The following is a 20,209-nucleotide window of genomic DNA, read 5'->3' on the forward strand; positions in this document are numbered from 1 at the left end:
GCTCACATGTAGGTGACGGTGGCGCCCGGCATCGGCGTTGAGGCGACCACGATCGCCCAGCCCGCGAGCCCGAGCAGTACCACCCACGTTACCAATATGCCGCCGGCACGCAGCGGATTGGGCGCCGGCCGCTCCAGCCCGAAGGCGTGGGCGATGCGGCCCGCGACGAACAGCGCGGTGATTGCCCACAGGATGCCGTGAGGCCGTCGCGCCAGCTCTAGCAGCACGACGAGACCGAGGGCGAAGGGCGCGTACTCGACGAAGTTCGCCTGCGCGCGCGTCCGCCCCTGCAGCAGCGGGTGGCCGCCGTCTCCGTTCATCGTCTTCGTCGCGATCCGCACCCGGACGATGCGGTAGGCAAGGAACAGGTTGAGCAGCGCCAGGGCGGCGGCGAAGGTGAGCGAGACGGGCAGCATGACGAGGCTCTCCGGTGAACGTCGCCCTTGCGGTCGCACGGTGAGCTTCGGCTTGCAACATGACGGGGTTCGGCTATAGCCCCCGCTCGCGACGAGGCCGGCCGCCGATCGCGCCCAAGCGCCTGCGGGCTCGGGGCGTTCGGCGCGATCCGGCCCATTTTGTTGGTTTCGCCCGATCTTGCGGGTTTCAAGGAACAGGTGCCGAGATGGCCGTCCCCAAGCGAAAGACATCGCCTTCGCGGCGCAACATGCGGCGCAGCCACCACGCGCTGCCGGTCGAGTCGTTTCACGAATGCTCGAACTGCGGCGAGCTCAAGCGGCCGCACAACCTGTGCAACGCCTGCGGCCATTATAACGGGCGCGAGATCGTCTCGGTCGACGCTTGATCGATTGATCGCGCGAGGTCGACATGAGCGCGCCGCGAATCGCCATCGACGCGATGGGAGGCGACGGCGGCGCGAGCCGGATGGTCGCGGGTGCCGCGCTGGCGCTGGCGCGCTCTCCCGATCTCCGCTTCCTGTTCGTCGGTGACGAGGGGGCCATATCGGCCGAACTCGGCCGGCACGAGGCGCTCGCCGCCGCGAGCGAGGTGACGCACGCCGCCGACGTCATCACGGGCGACGACAAGCCCGGACGCGCGCTCCGCCGTGCCAAGACGAGCTCGATGGGCGTCGCCATCGCCGCGGTGAAGGATGGCCGCGCCGGTGCCGCCGTATCGGGCGGCAATACCGGCGCACTGATGGCCACAGCCAAGCTCGCGCTGCGTACCATGCGCGGCATCGATCGCCCGGCGCTTGCCGCGCTGCTGCCTTCGCTCGGGCACAACGACGTCGTGATGCTCGATCTCGGCGCCAATACCGACTGCGACGCGCGCAACCTTATCGAGTTTGCGCTGATGGGTGCCGCCTACGCGCGCGCTGCGCTCGACATCCCTCGCCCCACGGTCGCGCTGCTCAACATCGGCACCGAGGCCCTTAAGGGTACCGACGTGCTGAAGGATGCCGCGGCGGCGCTGCGCGAGGCGCAGCTTCCGCTCGAATTCACCGGGTTCATCGAGGGCGACCGGCTCTCGCGCGGCGAGGTCGACGTCATCGTCTCGGACGGCTTCTCCGGCAACATCGCACTCAAGACGGCCGAAGGCACCGCACGCTTCGTGACCGACCTGTTGCGCCGCTCGTTCGAGAGCTCGTTTCGCTCCAAGATGGGTTTCCTGCTCTCCAAGCCGGCGCTGCACATGCTCAAGGTCCACCTCGATCCCAACAACCACAACGGCGCCGTCTTCCTGGGCCTCAACGGCATCGTGGTGAAGAGCCACGGCGGCGCCGACGACAAGGGCGTCGCCAACGCGATCGGCGTCGCCGCCAAGCTGGTGCGCGACGATCTCAACCGCCGCATCGCGCACGCGCTGGCGGACTACCGCGCGACCTCGTCGAACGACGGCGCGCAGGCGATCGCGGCACAATGAGCGAGGGGCAGACCATGCGCCGCGCGGTGATCGCCGGCACCGGTTCGGCGCTGCCAAAGCGCTGCGTCACCAACGCGGAGCTCGCCGAAACCGTTGAGACCAGCGACGAATGGATCGTCGAGCGCACCGGCATCCGCCAGCGTTACGTCGCGGGCGAAGGCGAGACGACGGGGACGTTGGCCGCCGACGCGGCGCGCGCTGCGCTGGAGGCGGCCGGGGTCGCGGCGGCTGACGTCGGCCTGATCGTGCTCGCCACCGCCACGCCCGACCAGACTTTCCCGTCCACCGCCACCAAAGTGCAGGCGATGCTCGGCATCGACGACTGCGTGGCGTTTGACGTGCAGGCGGTCTGCTCGGGGTTCCTCTACGCGCTGACGGTCGCCGACGGTATGATGCGTTCGGGCACGGCGGACGTGGCGCTGGTGATCGGATCGGAGACATTCAGCCGCATCCTCGACTGGGAGGATCGTGGCACCTGCGTGCTGTTCGGCGACGGCGCCGGCGCGGTGGTGCTGCGCGCGGAAGACGGTCCCACCGATCCGACGGTAGCGCGAGGTATCCTGGCCACCAAGCTGCATGCTGACGGGCGGCACAACGAGCTCCTCTACGTCGACGGCGGACCCTCGACCACGGGCACCGTCGGCAAGCTCCGCATGAAGGGGCGCGAGGTGTTCCGCCACGCCGTCGTCAATCTCGCGACCGTGCTCGGGGAGACGATGGCCGCCGCCGGCCTCGATCCCGCCGACATCGACTGGCTGATCCCGCACCAGGCCAACGCCCGAATCCTGGAGGCCACCGCGAAGAAGCTCGGCCTTTCGCCCGAGCGCGTGGTCGTGACGGTCGATCGCCACGCCAACACGTCCGCCGCCTCGGTGCCGCTGGCGCTGGACGAGGCGGTGCGCGACGGGCGCGTGCGGCCCGGCCAGCTCCTCGTCCTGGAGGCGATGGGCGGCGGCTTCACATGGGGCGCTGCCGCAGTCCGCCTCTGATCGCCCGTTGCAGGACGGACGCCCCCGCCCCAGGGCTTTGATTCGGCGCCGCGCTCGCGCTAGGACGGCGTCGAGCCGAGGGAGAAAGACGTGGCGGAGACCGGCACGATGACACGGGCGGACATCGCCGACAAGGTCCATGCCGAGATCGGACTGTCGCGGACCGACTCGGCGTCGGTGGTCGAGCAGGTCCTCACCGAGATGTGCGGCGCGCTGGAGAGGGGCGAGAACGTCAAGATCTCGGGCTTCGGCACCTTCGTGCTGCGCGACAAGGGCGAGCGCGTCGGCCGCAATCCCAAAACGGGCGTCGAGGTGCCGATCGCGCCCCGCCGCGTGCTGACCTTCCGGGCATCAACGATGCTGCGCGATCGTATCGCCAAAGCGGACTGAGGGAGCGGATGGAGAAATCGGAAGCCGCGTTCCGCACGATCGGCGAGGTCTCCGCGGAACTCGGCGTGCCGCAGCACGTGCTGCGCTACTGGGAAACGCGCTTCCCACAGCTCCGCCCCGTGCAGCGCGCGGGCAATCGCCGCTATTATCGCCCGGCCGACGTCGCGCTCGTCCGCCGCATCCACAACCTGCTCACGCACGAGGGCTATACCGTGCGCGGCGTGCAGAAGCTGCTTGCCGACAAGGCGACGTCCGATCCCGCCCCCGCCCCGACGCCGGTAGCGGCAACACCCGCGCCATCGCTCGCCGAGCTCCGCGAGATCCGCGCGATGCTGGCGCAGGCGCTGGCGACGTCCTGAGGCGGGACGCTCGAGGAACGGCGGGCTGTCACCTGTGTCTGATCCCGCGGTTTGATGGTGTGATCCTTTCGTTGGAATGGAAGGAAGCCATATGGGACAGGTTCGTCACGGGAGCGCCACGACCACGCACGCCGTCCGAGCAGCAATACAGCGATCGCAGGCTTCGTTCGCGACGTTGAGCTGGGAGCTGGGGATCGATCCCGAGACAGTGGGCGAAGTGGCGTAAGCGCACTACGGTCGATGATCTTAAGACCGGGCCGAAGGCGCCTCGCTCCGCCGCCTTGTCCGAAGCCGAGGAGGCGATGGTGGTCGCGTTCCGGCGGCATACGCTGCTGCCACTGGACGACTACCTCTATGCCCTGCAGCCATCGATTCCCTCATCTGACCCGATCAGCGCTGCATCGATGTCTGCAGCGTCACGGCATCTCACGCCTGCCCGATGCAACGGCGTGAGAGTTCCTCGAACACCTGCTGAAGGCCGTGCCCTACCACATCCACGATCCTGACCGACAACGGCATCCAGTCTGCCGAGCAGCCGCGCAACCGAAACACCGCCTAGTCGCGGCAGATGCGCTTCGACATGATCTGCGAGGCGAACGACATCGAGCACCGGCTCACCAAGCCACCATCCGTGGACCAATGGTCAGGTCGAGCGATGAACCGCACCATCAAGGAAGCCACCGTCGAGCGACGCCACCACGAGAGCAACGACCAGCTACGAACGCACCCCGCCGACTTCATGGCAGCCGATGACTTCGGCCGCCGCCTCAAGACGCTCAGCGGCCTCACGCCCTACGAACACATCGCTAGGATCTGCACCTCGGAACCAGAACTTTTAATCGCCAATCAATCCACCAGATGCCGCGACTAAACAACTAGCCGCGGCATCGCGCCGAGCCGGAGATATTGATCGAAAAATCCCTAATCTAGGTAGCTTGAATTGTTTCTGCCTCGCTTCGCGCCGATACGAATGATGAGACGGGCACAGAACAGATCATGTTGCTCAAGGAAATAGCCGGCTTCAACTCTTCTCTAATCTGCAACGCCGGCAGACCGCCCTGACGTTCACCTTGTTCGCGCGACGTCGACAAGGCGCTAGAGCATCGGCGCCGGAGCTGACGTCAGTGGAAGTCGTGGCTGCGGATCGGGATCACCTCCTCAGGGTCGCGACCATGGCGGAACGGCGGGTGGTAGTCGCTGCGGATTCGCGGCCGCCAGCCCCGGTCGCCGCGATCAGGCGCGCCTGCGTGCGTCGCGCCGTCGCCGGGACTGGTCAGCCGCGGCATGTCGATGTCGCCCACCGCGCGCAGCATGGCGGTGCGATCGTGGATGCGGTCGGCAATGATGTGGATCACCTCGCCCTCGCGCTGGACGATGCCGGTGACGCGGATCATCGCCGAGGACATCACCACAGTGCGCTGCGCCTCGAAACGATCCGGCCACAGGATGATATTGGCGACGCCGGTCTCGTCCTCCACCGTGATGAACAGCACGCCTTTGGCCGACCCTGGCTTCTGGCGGACGAGGATAATGCCGGCCACCTCTACGCGCCGGCCATCGCGCACGTCTCGCAGCGCGAGGCAGGGGAGGACGCCCTCGGACGAGAGCAGGTGGCGCAGGAAGAACAGCGGGTGCTGGCGCAGCGTCAGCTGGGTAGCGCGATAGTCCTCTACCACTTCACGCCCTGCGGTGAGCGGGACCAGATCGACGGGCTCCTCGCGCCGCTGCATGGCCTCGAGCAGCGGCAGCGGCTTGTCGCCGAGGCCGCGGATCGCCCAGAGCGCCTGGCGGCGGTTCAGCCCGAGCGCACGGAACGCGTCTGCCTTGGCCAGCTTCTCCAGGGTCGCAAGCGGCACGCCCGAGCGGCGCCACAGGTCCTCGACCGAGACGAACGGCGCGGCGGCGCGGGCGGCGAGGATTTGCTCCGCGTCGACCGCCGCGACGCCGTGAACGATGCGCAATCCCAGCCGCAACGGCAAGCCTGCGTGGCTGCGCGCGCGCTGTCCGTCCGATTGGTCGACCAGTCGACTGTCCCACCCGCTGTCTACGACGCACACCGGCCTGATCCTCACGCCGTGCTCGCGCGCGTCGCGGACGATCTGCGCGGGCGCGTAGAAGCCCATCGGCTGCGCGTTGAGCAGCGCGCAGCAGAACACGTCGGGATGGTGGCACTTCATCCAGCTCGACGCGTAGGCGATCTTGGCGAAGCTGGCGGCGTGGCTCTCCGGGAAGCCGTAGGAGCCGAAGCCCTCGATCTGCTTCACCAGCCGCTCGGCGAACTCGGGGGCGATCCCCTTCCTTGCCATGCCCTCGATCAGCTCGGCTTTAAACTGCCCGACGCCCTGCGTGTACTTGAAGGTGGCCATTGCCTTGCGCAGCTCGTCGGCGCGGGCGGGCGTGAAGCCGGCGCCCTCGATCGCCACCTTCATCGCCTGCTCCTGGAAGAGCGGCACGCCGTAAGTTTTGGCCAGCACCGCCTTCAGCTCGGGGCTGGGATAGTCAAACTCGATGGCGGGATCGCGACGCTTCTGCTCGCGGCGCCTCAGATACGGGTGCACCATGTCACCCTGGATAGGGCCGGGGCGCACGATCGCGACCTGGATGGCGATGTCATAGAAGGTCTCGGGCAGCATCCGGGGCAGCATCGCCATCTGCGCCCGACTCTCGATCTGAAAGACGCCCAGCGTGTCGGCGCTCTGGATCATCTTGAAGGTCATTATGTCGTCAACCTGCAGCTCCTCATGATCGAGGGTCAGGTGGATGCCCTTATGCGCGGCGAGCAGATCAAAGGCACGGCGCATACAGCCGAGCATCCCGAGGCCGAGGATGTCGACCTTCATCATGCCGGCCTCCTCCACGTCCTCCTTCTCCCACTCGATGACGTAGCGATCGAGCATGGAGGCGGGCTCGATCGGCACCAGCTGGTCGAGCCGGTCACGAGTCAGCACGAAGCCGCCTGGGTGCTGCGACAGGTGCCGGGGCGTTCCGATGAGCTCGCGCGCCAGCTCCAGCGTGAGCGCCAGGCGCGGGTCGCCGCGGTCGAGGTTGAGCGCATCGACGTGGTGGTCGGCGACGCCTTCCTCGGACCAGCCCCATACCTGGCCAGCCAGCGCCGCCGTCATGTCCTCGGGCAGGCCCAGCGCCTTGCCCACCTCGCGCACCGCTCCGCGTGCGCGGAAGCGGCTGATGACTGCGGTCAGCGCGGCGTGCTCATGGCCGTAAGTCTCCTAGATCCACTGGATCACCTCCTCGCGGCGCTCGTGCTCGAAGTCGATGTCGATGTCGGGCGGCTCGGCCCGGTTCTCCGACAGGAAGCGCTCGAACAGCAGCTGGTGGACGATGGGATCTATGGAGGTGATCCCGAGCACAAAGCAGATCACCGAGTTCGCCGCTGACCCGCGCCCCTGGCAGAGTATGCCCTGGCTTCTCGCAAACTCGACGATTGAGTGAACGGTCAGGAAGTAGGCCGCGTAGCCGAGCTTCTCGACCAGCCCGAGCTCCTTGGCGAGCATGTCGCGGTACGCGCGCGGCGCGGAACCGCCGAAGCGCTGATCGAGCGCACCCCGGACGAGCTTCTCCAGAGCCTGCTGCGGCGTGTGCCCCGCCATAACAGCTTCCTCGGGATAGCGATATTGGTCGCGAAGGTCGCGTGGGGAGAAGACGCAGCGCTCGACCACCGCCTCGACCGCAGCGATTGCGTCCGGATATCGCGCGAAGCGGCGCGCCATCTCCTGCGGTGGATGCAGGCAGCGATCGGCCGATCGCTCGCGCCTGAGCCCGAGTTCGTCGATGGTGCTCTTCTCGCGGATCGCGGTGACGACGTCCTGGAGCAGGCGGCGATCGGGGTGGTGGTAGAGCACGTCGCCGGTCGCGAGCGGCGTCAGGCCAAAGCGGCGCGCGACGGCGGCGGCTTCATGCAGGCGCCGGGCGTCGTCGGGGCGGCGCCGCTGCGTCAGGCAGACGTGACCGCGCGGATCGCCGGAGCCGCGGCCGAACAGGTCCGCCATCCAATGTAGCTCGCCCTCGTCCGCGCCATCGGAGCCCGGCACCAGCGCGGCGACCAAGCCCGCGGCGTACTCGGCTACGTCCTCCCAGTGCAGGAAGCAGCGGCCCTTCTCGCCATGCTGTGGCCGCACCCGCGCCTTGCCGATCGTGAGCAGGCGCGTGAGCCGGCTCCAGGCCGCTACGTCTTCCGGCCAGACGAGGAGCGATGCGCCGGTGACGAGGTCGAGCCGGCAGCCGGTGACGAGGCGAACGGGTGCGCCCTGCGCCGAGGTCTCCTCGGCCGCCACCATCGCTCGCACGATCCCGGCGACCGAGTTGCGGTCGGTGACGCCGAGCGCGGGCATACCCATAACCGACGCGATCGCAAACAGCTCCTCGCATGACGACACGCCGCGCAGGAAGCAGAAGTGGGTGGAGACTTGGAGCTCGGAGTACGCCACCGCTAATCGCCTAGCCCGTGGACGAACCAACTGAGGTCGCCGGTCTCACCGCGCACACCGTCGCCGCGGCGAAAGAGCCAGAAGCGTTGGCCCGCCTGGTCTTCGACGCGGAAATAATCGCGGACGGCTTGGCGCTCGGCCGCGCGGCGCCACCACTCGCCCACCACACGTTCCGGACCTTCCGCACGAACGACAAGGTGAGGAGTGCCGCGCCAACTGAACCGCTTGGGCGGTTGGTCGGGCAGCTCGGCCAGCACATGGTCGATCCGCTCCGGCCGGCGTAGCAGCAACACGGGTCGCGGCCAGCGCGAGTGCCAGGGGTGATCGGGCGTACTCATGTCCAGGCGGCGGACATCCTCGTCTTTCAGGGCTCGCGTGCGGTCCGCCGGAGGAAGCAGCGGCGGCGAACGCGTCCAGGACCGCTCGGGCACGTCGCTCTCGACGGGCACCACGCGCCATAGCCGGTCAGCCCCAATGCGGTTCGCCAGCACGTCGATCAGGGGCGCGAGGTCAGTCCCGGCCTCGTCCGCCAGCGCGGGTGAGAGCGCCTCCGCCCCCAGCGGATCGGCACGACGAACGTGCAGTGCGATCGCGTCGATGCCGTAGCCGGGCTCGACCTCCTCGATCCGCCGCAGCGTCAGGCGAAGCATGTGCGCGGCATCGCGGGTCGGCCGCGCGAAGCCGAGCCGCAGCCGCTGCGGCACGCCGTCGACGCGCGCCGCCGCCATCTCGATGGAGCGGGCGCCCTGCCCTGCCTTTGCGAGCTCGGCCGCAAGCCGCGGCATCAGAACGCCGAGCCAGTACTCAATCGCCTCCGGCGTCGCGATCGGCTCGGCGAAGCACTGCTCGACCATCACGCAGGTGGGCGGGACGACCGGCTCGAACGGTTCGGGCGCGCGGCCGGTCGCCTGGTCGAGCCGGTCGACGATGATCCGGCCGAAGCGGCGCACCAGCGGCGCGCGCGGCATGGCCATGAGCTGGCCGATGCTATCGACCCCGAGCCGCGCAAGCAGCTCCAGTGCGGGCGGCTCCAGACGCAGCGCGGCAACGGGCAGCGACGCGATCGCGTCGGCCTGCTCGCCGGGCGCCAGTATCTGCGCCGGTGCCGATGCGCCGAAGCGCGCAAGCGCCCAGGCCGCACCGGCCGTGTTTGCTACCGCCACCCGTGCCGCGACGCCGTGCCGGGCGAGCAGGCGCAGAAGCCGGCGGCAGAAGCGCGCTTCGCCGCCGTGGAGGTGCGCGACGCCGGTCAGATCGATGAACAGACCGTCCGCGTCGGAGATCGCGACGCTCGGTGCCCAGCGGCGCGAGAGCAATTCGGCCAACGCGGCGAGGGCGGCGGCGTCGCCGTTCGGGTCCGCTTCGCACACCTTCAAGCCCGGCACCTGCGCGCGCGCCATGGTGAGCGCCGTGCCGGGGCCGAGCCCAAGCGAGCGCGCCGTAACGTTCGCTGCGGCGACTTCGACGCGCGGACCGATCTTGCGCGCCGTCACCAGCGGCGCCTCATCGCGAGGCTTCTCCACCTCGACGCCGGCATCCTCGTCCCGGCACACGCGTGCGACCACGCTGGCAAGCGTGCGCCCGGTCTGGAAGAAGCGGCCCTGGCCGTAGGTGGGCGCGGTCGGCTCGCTGCGGCCGTGATTGTCGGGGTGCGGTCCCTCGCCCGGGAACTGCACAGCAGGCATGACGGCGAGCTGCTTCAGGCTCTGCGCCACATTCGGTGGCGCGACATAGCCTGCCTCGCCGCCATGCCCATCGCGTGCGCTGCGCCGGGGCGCCTTCATCGCCCGACGCACGACGATGTCCTCGCCGGGGCCTTGCACTGGCGGCGCGGAGGCGAGACGGTGCGGTGACGGCGCCTCGTTGCGGTGACGGACCCGCTTCTCCTCGTTTCTCAACGCCGCGTCGTGCCCCGCCTTCGCCAGCGCATCCTCGCCTGGGAAGCGGAGCGGCGGGATGTCGGGGCGACCGTGTCTCAGGTTCGGCCCCACGTCGTCGGGGGAGAGCCGGAACGGATTGTCGATCACCTCGCTCGTGCGCGACAGCTCGCCCGAGCGCGGCCGCTGATGCACGGGCAGGCCGCTCACCGCCGCCTGCAGGTCCTCGCCGTGCCAGCCCCTCGTACCGGGCTTGAACAGCGGCCCGGCCGCTTCCGTGCGGCGTGACAGCTCGCGCGTGTTAGTCGGACGCGCTTGCGCGCAGAGAGGCGCGGGCACGGCCACGCGCTCCTCGGGCGGGCGGCTCAGACCTTTGCGGAACGGGTTGTCGGCGGCCTCGCTCGTCCGGCCGAGCTCGCGCTGGGGTGGCCGCCGATGAACGGGTAGTCTCTCGATAGCGGCCTCGGCCTGCCCGCGCGTGTCGGCCAGACCGCTGTCGTCGCGGTCGGGATCGCTGCGCGCCCAACGTGCGCCGGGGCGCCATCCGCCCTCCTTGGGCACGGAGCAGTGCTGCCCACGCTCGGCCATCGCCTCGGCCCCGAGCGTATCTAACCCACTCCTGAGCGACGCCGCAGGCGACGTCGGAGGTGCGCGGCCGTCGGCCTCAGCCGACGGCGCGCGCCGGCGCTCTATCCGCCGCAGCAGGTCGATCGACCAATTGGGCAGGTAGAGCGAGACGACCCGCTTCATCGGAGCCCTCCACCACGAGTTCAAATGGGTCGCCGCCGCGTTGGCGGACGCACTCGACGTGCCAGCATGCCCGGCCGAGGCCCTCCCACGGCACCGGCGCGGACGGCGCGTGAGCGACGCGCCAGCGGGTCACCGCAGCGGACGATGCGTCCAGTGGATCGGTACCGCTCCGCGATGGTCGCCTGAGGAGCAGCGCTACCGTGCCGCCACCTTCAGCCGCGAGCTGTAGCCGCCGTGCCTGGGCCATCTGCATGCGCTTGGCCTCCCCGACGACTGCGCCGAGTCCGCGATGGCGGAGGCCTTCCTCCAGCAGAGCCAGCAGTTCCGCATCGTCACGGGCCTCTGCAAAGACGACACACGAGGGCGCCAAGCCGGCCTGGTAGAGCCCCGGGGCAAAGAGATCGCGCGAGCGTACTACCCAGAGCACGTTTCTCCGCGTCCGAGCGGCTACGCCTGCGGCGAACAGCACCGCGGCGGCGTCGTCACCCCAGCCCGCACCTCGCGACGAGACCTCGTGCAGCGCATCCAGACGCAGCCCGCCGTCGGCGAGCCGCCCGTCGAGCGATTCGATGCCGAACGGCAGAACCGGCCGTTCCCGCACGCCACCTTCGATGGTGCGCAGGGTCGCGCGCAACTCGGCGACGGTGGGAACGGCATCGGACACGGCGACTCGCAGCGATTAACGTTCCCACTATGTTCCACTCGACCGCTGCGTCCGTCAAGCAGACTCGCTTTCCCACGCGATCATGAAAGGTAGGCTGACCACCATCCCGTCCCGGATCGGCGCCGCGTGCATTAGGCAAGGCCCAGCGCCTCCTCAGGCGTGATCGCGTCCATGCCCAGGCTCGCGCCGACGGGCGCGTTGGTGAGCTTGCCGTGGAAGACGTTGAGTCCGGCGCGCAGATGCGGATCGGCTCGCAACGCGTCGAGGCCGTGATCGGCGAGCGCGAGGCCGAACGGCAGCGTCGCGTTGCCGAGCGCGAAGCTCGACGTCCTCGGCACCGCGCCCGGCATGTTGGCGACGCAATAATGGGTGATGCCGTCGACCGTGAACACCGGATCGTCGTGCGTCGTGGGCCGCGACGTCTCGAAGCAACCGCCCTGATCGATCGCGACGTCCACCAGCACCGCGCCGCGCTTCATCTTGGCGAGCATCGGCCGCGTGATGAGCTTGGGCGCGCGCGCGCCGGGCACCAGCACGGCGCCGATCACCGCGTCGGCCATGCACGCCTGCCGCTCGATCTCGTGCGCGGTCGAGAAGGCGGTGGCGATGCGGCCGCCGAACAGCTCGTCGATCTGGCGAAGCCGGGGCAGCGAACGATCGAGGATCACCACCTCCGCGCCGAGCCCCGCGGCCATGCGCGCGGCGTGCAGGCCCACGACGCCGCCGCCGATCACCATCACGCGCGCGGGCGCCACGCCCGGCACGCCGCCCATCAGCACGCCCGGCCCGCCGGCGGTGCGCCGGAGCGAGAAGGCCGCCGCCTCGATCGAGAGCCGCCCCGCGACCTCGCTCATCGGCGCGAGCAGCGGCAGGCCTCCGCCCAGATCGGTGACGGTCTCGTACGCGACCGCCACGCAGCCGCTGTCGATCAGGCCGCGCGTCTGGTCGGGATCGGGTGCCAGGTGCAGGTAGGTAAAGAGAATCTGCCCGTCGCGCAGCATCGCCCACTCGGCCGCCTGCGGCTCCTTCACCTTCACGATCATGTCGGCTTGGCCGAAAATTTCGGCCGCCGTGGCGACGACCGCCGCCCCGGCCGCGACATACTCGTCATCGCCCGAACCGATGCCGGCGCCCGCGCCGGCCTCGACCAGCACCTCATGGCCGTGCGCCACGAACTCATGCGCCGCCGCGGGCGTGAGGCCGACGCGATATTCCTCGACCTTGATCTCCTTGGGAACGCCGACGCGCATCATCTCTCTCCTTTGCGCGGGATCATACTCCCGCCCGCACGCCATGTCCGACGATTATCCGGCGTCTACCTGCCGCCAATTGGAGGATTGCGCTACTGTCCGCGCCTCACATGGTGAATAACGGCGGCATGGATCGACTCGACCGCAAGATCATGCGCACGCTCGTCAGACAGGGGCGGATCACAAATCACGAACTCGCCGACGCAGCCGGATTGTCGCCCACGGCCTGCGCGCGGCGGGTGCGACTGCTCGAGGAGCGGGGCCTCATCGCCGGCTACCGCGCCGAGTTGGGGCTTGCCGCCTTCGGTCTCGGCGCGACGGTGATCGTAAGCATCACGCTGGAAAGGCAGACCGAAGACACCATGGCTGCGTTCGAGCGCGCGATCGAAGACTGTGCGGCGGTCTTGTGGTGCTACCTGATGGCGGGCAGCGACGATTATCTCGCCTGCGTCGCGGCGCGCGACATCGCGGATTTCGAACGCATCCACAAGGAACAGCTCACCCGCCTGCCCGGCGTCGCCAGCCTTAACTCGAACTTCGCGCTGCGCCGCATCGTCGGACGGGCCATGCCTGCCGACCTGCTAGGCCCGTAGTGTCGGCCTCGCCGTTCAACAGATCCTCAGCGTCCTGGCATCGCTGCCGAGATGCCAGACTAGTGGCCGCGCCCGTGGGCGCCACCACCGCGCGAGCCGCCAGGCGTTCCACCATGAAAATCCCCGAAGGCGCCGCCGTGGAAGCCTCTGGAGGGGGCGCCGGAAACCCCGCCCGGAGCGGTGCCATGCCCCACGCCCGTAGCGCCTCCGAGGTGCGGCGCCCGGACACCGGCACCCGGCGTGAAGTTGCCGTGCATGGGATGAAAATGGTGGCCGCCACCGTCATCGTGGCGGAAATGGTCACGCCGACCGCGGTAGAAACGGCGATCGCCGCCGCCGCGCCTGTACCAGAAGGCGCCGTCATTGCCCCAGTAGCCGTCATACAGCGGACCGTAATAGCCGTCGTAGAAGCCGTCATAGCCGATCGGGCTGCCGGCATAGGCGGCCCCGCCGCCATAGTAGCCACCATAGCCGCCGTCGTAATAATCCGCGCAACCGGCGAGAGGCAGAGCGGCGACGAGCGCGAACAACATGCGTTTCATGCGATCAATCCTTCGGTCGCCGGGTGGAACGGATGGCGCACAGGCGCGGTTGCATGACCGTGTCCCACCCAGCGCTTGCCATCACCGGCCTCGCCAAGACCGTGCCGGGCGGACGGCGCCTGTTCGCGGACCTCGACCTCGTGGTCGGGGCGGGCGAGATGGTCGCGATCACCGGCGAATCGGGCGCCGGCAAGTCCACGCTGCTCAACCTGATCGCCGGACTGGACGACGCGGACGCGGGCGAGATCCGACTCGCGGGCGAGAAGGTGGGCGACCTCGACGAGGATGCGCGCGCGGCGCTGCGGCTGCGGCGAATCGGCTTCGTCTTCCAGGCCTTTCACGTCCTGCCGCATCTCAGCCTGGTACAGAACGTGGCGCTGCCGCTGGTCCTCGCGCGCCAGGAGGCCGGCGGGTCGGGGCGACGCGCGAGCACGCTCCTCGATCGGGTCGGGCTTGGCGGGCGCGACGACGACTATCCGAGCATGCTCTCGGGCGGCGAGCTCCAGCGGGTGGCGATCGCGCGCGCGCTGGTCGCCGGGCCGGCGCTGATCCTCGCCGACGAGCCGACCGGCAATCTCGATCCCGAGACGGCAGACCGCGTGATGACGCTGCTCGCGAGCGAGGTACGCGGGGCAGGCGCGGCGGCGCTGATCGTCACCCACTCTGAAAGGGCGGCGGCCGCGGCGGACCGGGTCGCGCGGCTCGGCGCGGTCGGGCTCTCGGGATGACGTTCGTCACAGCTTGGCGTGCGCCGTGGTGGATGATCCGGGGCGAGTGGCGCGCGCACCCGGCACGGATCGTCACGGCGGTGATCGCCATCGCCGTCGGCGTCGCGCTCGGCCTCGCGGTCCACCTCGTCAACGCCTCGGCGCTCGATCGCTTCGCGCGCGGGCTGGCGCTGGTGCGTGGCCGCGCCGACCTGAGCGTCACCGCCGCCGGGCCAGACGGGATCGACGAGCGGCTCTACCCGCGCCTCGCGCGCCTGGCCGGCATCGCGGCGGCGAGCCCGGTGGTGGACGCGCACGGCGCGCTCGGCCGCGATCCGATCGAAATCGTCGGTCTCGATGCTTTCCGTGCGGCCGCGGTGACGCCGGGGCTGATCCCCACGCCCGCCGCCGGCCAACCACTCACGAGCCTGCTCTCCCCCCAGGCCTTGTTCCTCTCGCCCGCCGCACTGGCCGGGAGACGCTTGGGCGATGTCGTGACGATCGTCGCGGGCACGCGGACGGCCGCTTGGCGGATCATGGGCACCGTGCCCGGCGCCGGCGAGGGGCGACGCATCGCCGTGGCGGACATCTCCGCCGCGCAGGCGCGCCTTGGCCGAGCGGGGCATATCGATCGCGTCGATCTCAAGCTCGACGCCGACGTCGACGCCGACATGATCGCGGGAACGATCCGGGCGATGCTGCCGCGAGGCGCGGTTCTGGAGACCCCGGCGGACGAGAGCAGCAGCACGGACGCGCTGTCGCGCGCGTACCGCGTGAACCTCGACATGCTGGCACTGGTGGCGCTGCTCACCGGCGCGTTCCTCGTCTACTCGGCGCAGGCGCTGTCGGTGGCGCGCCGCGCGCCGCAGTTCGCGCTTCTGCGCGTGATCGGCGGCACGCGGTCGTTGGTGCTGGGGCAAGTGCTGGCGGAAGGCGCGGTGCTCGGCATCGTCGGCGCCGGCGCCGGGATCGCACTTGGCACCGGGCTTGCCGCCGGCGTGCTGCGGCTCGTCGGCGGCGATCTTGGCAGCGGCGCGTTCGCAGACGAGCAGGCGCCGCCGCTGGTGTTCGCGCCCGGCGCGGCGCTGGCCTTCGCCGCACTTGGCATAGCGGCTGCGCTGATCGGCAGCCTCTTGCCCGCGCGCGCGGCGGCGGCCGGCCGGCCGGTGGTGGCGCTACGCCACGGCGGCGACGCCGTCGATCCGAGCGCCAAGCCTCGGATCATGCCCGCGCTGGTGCTGGCGGTGATCGCGGTGGTGCTGGCGCTGCTGCCGGCGGCGGCCGGGCTGCCGATCGCGGGCTATGCCTCGATCGGGTTGATGCTCGCCGCCGGCATCGCGGCGATGCCGCGCGTGGCCCGCTGGCTGCTCGCGCCCTTGGCGCACGCGAGGCTTTCGTCGCCGGCGGCCCAGCTGGCCGTGGCGCGGTTGTGGGGTGCGCCGGCGCAGGCAGCGGTGGCGCTGTCGGGCATCGTCGCCAGCATCGGGCTGATGGCGGCGATGGCGGTGATGGTCGCGAGCTTCCGCGGATCGGTCGACGAGTGGCTGCGACAGATCCTCGGCGCCGACATCTACCTCTCGCTCGGCGGCAGTGGCGCCGCGCTCGCGCCGGAGGACCAGAGCCGGCTGCTCGCCGTCCGCCAAGTCGCGGACGCCGACTTCATGCTCCAGCGCCCGCTGGCGCTTTCGCCCGGCCGGCCGCCGGTGATCCTGATCGTGCGACGCGATCCCGGCGCCGCCTTCCCCGCCGTCGGCCGCAGCGTCCCCGTGCCGGCGGGCACCGTGCCGGTGTGGGTGTCGGAGCCCTTCTCGCGTACCTTCGACGTCGCCGCCGGCGACGCGCTGGCGCTGCCGCTCGGGCCCGGCGTGCGGGCGCGCATCGCCGGAGTGTTCCGCGACTATGCCCGGCAGCAGGGCGCGCTGGCGCTGCGGGCGGCGGACGCGGACCGGCTGACCGGTGAGCGCGGGCGGAGCGAAGCGGCGATCTCCCTCGCTCCCGGCACCGATCCGGGCGGCACGATCGCCGCGTTGCGCCAGGCATTGCCCCCGCCGCTCCGTTCGGTGGCGGTCATCCAACCGGTCGCCGATCTGCGTGCCCGCGCGCTCGCCATCTTCGATCGCAGCTTCGCGGTCACCTATGCGCTGGAGGCGGTCGCCGTGGCGGTCGGGCTGGCGGGCGTCGCCGCTACCGTGTCGGCGCAGACGATCGCGCGCACCCGCGAATTCGGCATGCTCCGCCATCTCGGCGTCACCCGCCGGCTCATCGTCGCGACGCTGGGGATCGAGGGCGCGCTGATCGGCGCGGTCGGCGCCGTCGCCGGCATCGGCCTCGGCGCTGCGATGGCGCAGGTGCTGATCCACGTCGTCAACCCGCAGTCGTTCCACTGGACGATGACCACGCGCTGGCCGATCGGGCTGCTCTCCGGTGTCGCCGCCGCTCTCGTCGTCGCGGCGAGCGGGACGGCGATGATCGCCGGGAGGCGCGCGGTGTCGCTGGACGCGGTGCGTGCGGTGCGGGAGGATTGGTGAGGCGCGTTTCCACCCTCTTGGCTCTGCTCGCGCTTGGCACCGCCGGTCCGCGCTTCGAGGAGGTGCGCGAGCCGGTGCATCTCGCCTTTCCACGCGATCACGGCGCGCATCCGGGTTTCCGCACCGAATGGTGGTACGTCACTGGCTGGCTCGACGGCCCCGCGGGCAAGCGGCGCGGCTTCCAGATCACCTTCTTCCGCGTCGCTACCGGCCTAGGCGCCGGCGAGGCGAGCGCGTTCGCGCCGCGCCAGATCCTGTTCGCGCACGCCGCGATCTCCGATCCCGCGATCGGCCACCTGCTCCACGCCGAGCGGATCGCGCGCGCCTATCCCGGGTTGGCGGCAGCGGCGGTGAACGACACCGACGTGACGATAGACGACTGGCGGATCCGCCGCGCGCCCGACGGCCGCTTCCTTGCCCATATCGGTGGGCGCGACTTCGCGCTCGATCTCGCCTTTCGTCCGACCCAGCCGCCGCTGCCGCAGGGGCACGACGGCTACTCGGCGAAGGGTCCGAAGCCGGGCGAGGCCAGCACCTACTACAGCATGCCGCAGATGCGCCTCGAAGGAACCGTCACCGAGAGCGGACGCAAGGAGAGCGTCGGCGGCACCGCGTGGCTCGATCGCGAATGGTCTTCGAGCTACCTGGTGCCGGGCGCCGCCGGTTGGGACTGGACCGGCCTCAACCTAGCCGACGGCGGCGCGCTGATGGCGTTCCGCATTCGTGACCGGAACGGCGGCACGTTATGGGCGGGCGGCACGCTGCGCGCGGCGAACGGGCGGCGCGTGACGCTCGGCCCCCGCGACGTCGCCTTCGTGCCGCGCCGGCGCTGGCGGAGTCCGCGCACCGGCGGCACCTACCCGGTCGATCCGGTGCTGCGCGTGCGTCTGCCGGGCGGCGTCCGCTCGCTGCCGCTCGCGCCGCTGTTCCCCGATCAGGAGCTGGATGGGCGCGCCGGCGGCAGCCCGGTCTACTGGGAGGGCGCGGTGTCGGCACCCGGCGCGCGCGGCTACCTCGAACTCACCGGCTACGCGGGCAAGCTCAACCTCTAGGCGAGTCCAGTCCAGCGCGCGGCGAAGGCCAGCGTGTCGGCGGTCTCCGCGATCTGGCGGTCGACCGGCTTGCCGGCGCCATGCCCTGCGCGCTGCTCGATCCGGATCAGGCGCGGCTTGTCGCCCAGCTCGGCGGCCTGGAGCGTCGCGGCATATTTGAAGCTGTGCGCGGGCACGACGCGGTCGTCGGTATCGGCGGTGGCGACCAGGATCGCGGGGTAAGGCGTGCCGTCCCGCACCTGATGCAGCGGCGAGATGGCGAGCAGCGCGGGGAAGTCCGCCTCACGGCCGGGATCGCCATAGTCGTCGATCCAGTAGCGGCCCGCGGTGAAGCGCGGGAAGCGGATCAGGTCGTGCACGCCCACCGCAGGCAGCGCGGCGGCGAACAGCTCGGGCCGCCGGTTTGTGACGGCGGCGACCAGCAGCCCGCCGTTGGAGTGGCCGTGGATCGCCAGACCGTTGGCGGCGGCGATCCCGTCGGCGACGAGCTGCTCCGCCGCCGCCTCGAAATCGGCATAGGCGACGGGACGATTGACGGCACCCTTGGCCGCCTCGTGCCAGGCCCGGCCATATTCGCCGCCACCCCGGATGCACGCGACCGCCCACACCCCGCCACGCTCCGCCCAGGCGAGTGCGGCGGCGGAGAAGGCGGGTTCCAGCGCGATGGCGAAGCCGCCATAGCCGTAGAGGATGGTCGGCGCCGGCCCGGTGACGTCGCGGCGGCGGAGCAGGAACAACGGCACGCGCGTGCCGTCGGGCGAGATCGAGACGGTCTGCTCGACGACGAAGCGATCGGGATCGAAGGTCAGCTCGGGCCGTGCCCAGATCGCGTCGGCGGGCGTCGCCATGTCTAGCCGGTGGATCTCGTTCGGCCGGTCGTAGCTTGTAAAGCCGAACCAGCCATGCGGCTGATCCGGCTCGCCCGAGAGACCGGTGACGGCACCCGTGCCCGGCAGCGTCACCTCGTCCAACGAACGCCCGTCGGTGCTGGCGACGCGGAGCACGGAGGCGACGTCGCGCGAGGCGGCGATCAGCAGCCGCCCGCCGATCAGCCGTGCGTCGGTGAGCACGTCGGCGCCCTCCGGCACCACCTCGCGCAGCCGGCGCATCGTGGAGGCGACGTCCATCGCCACGATCCGACGCCTGGGCGCGTCGAGATCGGTCAGGAAGTAGAAGAGATCACCTTCCGATCCCGCCAGCCGCCACTCGTTCTCCAACCCGCGGATCAGCGTGCGCGCGCGGAGCTTGGGCGCGGCGAGATCGATCAGCGTCAGCTCGTGCCGCGCGTCGGTACCCTCGGACGAGGAGACGAGCAGCCAGCGGCCATCGTGCGTCGTCTCCGCGACGTGCATCAGCCTTGGCCGATCGGGCGAGGCGTAGACACGATAGTCCTTGCTCTGTGGCGTGCCGATGCGGTGGAACCAGACGGCGTGGTCCTCGCCCGCGCCGAGATGCTCGGCACCGGCTGCGGGGGCGGGAAAGCGCGAGTAGAAGAAGCCCGAGCCGTTCGCGGCCCAAGCGATGTGACTGAACTTCACCCAGGCGACCGCGTCAGCCGCGAGTTCTCCGGTCGCGACGTCGAGCACGCGGATGGTACGCCAGTCGCTGCCCGCCTCGGCGAGCGCATAGGCGAGCCGCCTGCCGTCGCGCGACGGTGCCCACTCGGCGAGCGCCGTCCCGCCGCTCGGATCGATGGCGAGCGGATCGACGAGCACGCGGGACTCGTCTCCTTCGCCCTGGCGGACGCAGAGGCGCGGCTGGCGGTCGAGCCCGTCATTGACCAGGTGGAACAGCCGTTCGCCACGCGCGACCGGCAGCGACACCCGGCGATAGTTCCAGAGCGCGGCCAGACGTCGGGCGAAGGTCTCGCGCGCGGGCAGCTCTCCGAGATGGCGCTCGGTCAGCGCGTGCTGGGCGTCCGCCCAGTCGCGCACCGCCTCGTCGGTACGGACGTCGGCCTCGAGCCAGCGATAGGGATCGGCGACGCGGACGCCGAAATGCTCGTCCACATCGTCGCCGCGGCGCGTCTCGGGATAGGCGCGAACGTGCGCCGCCATGTCCGTGTCGATCATCCCGCCCTCCCTCGACCGCGCAGCGCGCGTGGTCTAGCCAGCGCGAGCCTTCAAGCCAAACCGGCTACGGTCCCCAAACGCAAAAGGGCCGCCCCAAGCCGGGACGGCCC

15 protein-coding genes and 2 pseudogenes are annotated in these 20,209 nt (G+C 70.5%); 10 read left to right on the forward strand and 7 right to left on the reverse strand.

Features of this window, described 5'->3' with window-relative positions; genetic code table 11:
• Positions 1 to 2: 2 nt before the first annotated feature.
• The gene (locus ACOFKX_RS08280; protein ID WP_419826530.1) at positions 3 to 416 is read right to left on the reverse strand and encodes an MAPEG family protein; all 414 of its coding nucleotides are present in this window, start codon (positions 414 to 416) and stop codon (positions 3 to 5) included.
• Between the two features lie 206 nt (positions 417 to 622).
• Between ACOFKX_RS08280 and rpmF the strand changes: the two genes are divergently transcribed.
• The 6 genes and pseudogenes from rpmF (at position 623) to ACOFKX_RS08310 (ending at position 4,498) form a co-directional block, all read left to right on the forward strand.
• Entirely contained in the window at positions 623 to 802 is a 180-nt protein-coding gene (gene rpmF, locus ACOFKX_RS08285) for a 50S ribosomal protein L32 (protein WP_419826531.1), read from the forward strand.
• Positions 803 to 825: 23 nt separating this feature from the next.
• A complete protein-coding gene (plsX, locus tag ACOFKX_RS08290) occupies positions 826 to 1,881 on the forward strand; it encodes a phosphate acyltransferase PlsX (protein WP_419826532.1) in 1,056 nt (351 codons plus the stop codon).
• Between the two features lie 14 nt (positions 1,882 to 1,895).
• Complete coding sequence (locus ACOFKX_RS08295) at positions 1,896 to 2,870, forward strand: beta-ketoacyl-ACP synthase III (protein WP_419827383.1); 975 nt, start codon at positions 1,896 to 1,898, stop codon at positions 2,868 to 2,870.
• 108 nt (positions 2,871 to 2,978) lie between these two features.
• Positions 2,979 to 3,260 carry an integration host factor subunit alpha gene (locus tag ACOFKX_RS08300; protein ID WP_419827384.1) on the forward strand — a complete coding sequence of 94 codons (282 nt, stop codon included), beginning with the start codon at positions 2,979 to 2,981 and terminating at the stop codon, positions 3,258 to 3,260.
• A gap of 8 nt (positions 3,261 to 3,268) precedes the next feature.
• The gene (locus ACOFKX_RS08305; protein ID WP_419826533.1) at positions 3,269 to 3,619 is read left to right on the forward strand and encodes a MerR family transcriptional regulator; all 351 of its coding nucleotides are present in this window, start codon (positions 3,269 to 3,271) and stop codon (positions 3,617 to 3,619) included.
• 91 nt (positions 3,620 to 3,710) lie between these two features.
• Positions 3,711 to 4,498, forward strand: a pseudogene (locus ACOFKX_RS08310) (IS481 family transposase).
• A gap of 242 nt (positions 4,499 to 4,740) precedes the next feature.
• Here the strand turns inward: ACOFKX_RS08310 and ACOFKX_RS08315 are convergent.
• The 4 genes and pseudogenes from ACOFKX_RS08315 to ald form a co-directional block, all read right to left on the reverse strand.
• Positions 4,741 to 8,064: pseudogene (locus ACOFKX_RS08315) on the reverse strand (error-prone DNA polymerase).
• A 2-nt stretch (positions 8,065 to 8,066) separates the two neighbouring features.
• Positions 8,067 to 10,691 carry a Y-family DNA polymerase gene (locus tag ACOFKX_RS08320; RefSeq protein WP_419826534.1) on the reverse strand — a complete coding sequence of 875 codons (2,625 nt, stop codon included), beginning with the start codon at positions 10,689 to 10,691 and terminating at the stop codon, positions 8,067 to 8,069.
• The gene (locus tag ACOFKX_RS08325; protein WP_419826535.1) at positions 10,606 to 11,355 is read right to left on the reverse strand and encodes an ImuA family protein; all 750 of its coding nucleotides are present in this window, start codon (positions 11,353 to 11,355) and stop codon (positions 10,606 to 10,608) included. The genes ACOFKX_RS08320 and ACOFKX_RS08325 overlap by 86 nt, the downstream gene beginning before the upstream one ends.
• Before the next feature lie 131 nt (positions 11,356 to 11,486).
• Positions 11,487 to 12,605 carry an alanine dehydrogenase gene (ald, locus tag ACOFKX_RS08330; protein WP_419826536.1) on the reverse strand — a complete coding sequence of 373 codons (1,119 nt, stop codon included), beginning with the start codon at positions 12,603 to 12,605 and terminating at the stop codon, positions 11,487 to 11,489.
• Positions 12,606 to 12,733: 128 nt separating this feature from the next.
• Here ald and ACOFKX_RS08335 point away from each other — a divergent pair, with 128 nt between their 5' ends.
• Entirely contained in the window at positions 12,734 to 13,198 is a 465-nt protein-coding gene (locus ACOFKX_RS08335; RefSeq protein WP_419826537.1) for an Lrp/AsnC family transcriptional regulator, read from the forward strand.
• 59 nt (positions 13,199 to 13,257) lie between these two features.
• On the opposite strand, the gene ACOFKX_RS08340 is transcribed toward ACOFKX_RS08335, so the two are convergent.
• A complete protein-coding gene (locus tag ACOFKX_RS08340; protein WP_419826538.1) occupies positions 13,258 to 13,740 on the reverse strand; it encodes a membrane lipoprotein lipid attachment site-containing protein in 483 nt (160 codons plus the stop codon).
• A gap of 53 nt (positions 13,741 to 13,793) precedes the next feature.
• Here ACOFKX_RS08340 and ACOFKX_RS08345 point away from each other — a divergent pair, with 53 nt between their 5' ends.
• The 3 genes from ACOFKX_RS08345 to ACOFKX_RS08355 are packed head-to-tail and all read left to right on the forward strand — an operon-like array spanning position 13,794 to position 18,027.
• Positions 13,794 to 14,468, forward strand: coding sequence for an ABC transporter ATP-binding protein (locus ACOFKX_RS08345; RefSeq protein WP_419826539.1), 675 nt, complete (start codon positions 13,794 to 13,796; stop codon positions 14,466 to 14,468).
• Positions 14,465 to 16,975, forward strand: a complete 2,511-nt coding sequence (locus ACOFKX_RS08350; RefSeq protein WP_419826540.1) for an FtsX-like permease family protein — start codon at positions 14,465 to 14,467, stop codon at positions 16,973 to 16,975. Before ACOFKX_RS08345 ends, ACOFKX_RS08350 begins: the two co-directional genes overlap by 4 nt.
• On the forward strand, positions 16,972 to 18,027 hold the full coding sequence (locus ACOFKX_RS08355) for a lipocalin-like domain-containing protein (protein ID WP_419826541.1): 1,056 nt from the start codon (positions 16,972 to 16,974) through the stop codon (positions 18,025 to 18,027). Before ACOFKX_RS08350 ends, ACOFKX_RS08355 begins: the two co-directional genes overlap by 4 nt.
• On the opposite strand, the gene ACOFKX_RS08360 is transcribed toward ACOFKX_RS08355, so the two are convergent.
• A complete protein-coding gene (locus ACOFKX_RS08360) occupies positions 18,024 to 20,099 on the reverse strand; it encodes a prolyl oligopeptidase family serine peptidase (protein WP_419826542.1) in 2,076 nt (691 codons plus the stop codon). The two genes, ACOFKX_RS08355 and ACOFKX_RS08360, sit on opposite strands and share 4 nt — an antisense overlap.
• Positions 20,100 to 20,209 lie beyond the last annotated feature (110 nt).

This window comes from Sphingomonas sp. (assembly GCF_965200105.1).
In the GTDB taxonomy this organism is placed as follows: Bacteria; Pseudomonadota; Alphaproteobacteria; order Sphingomonadales; family Sphingomonadaceae; genus Solisphingomonas.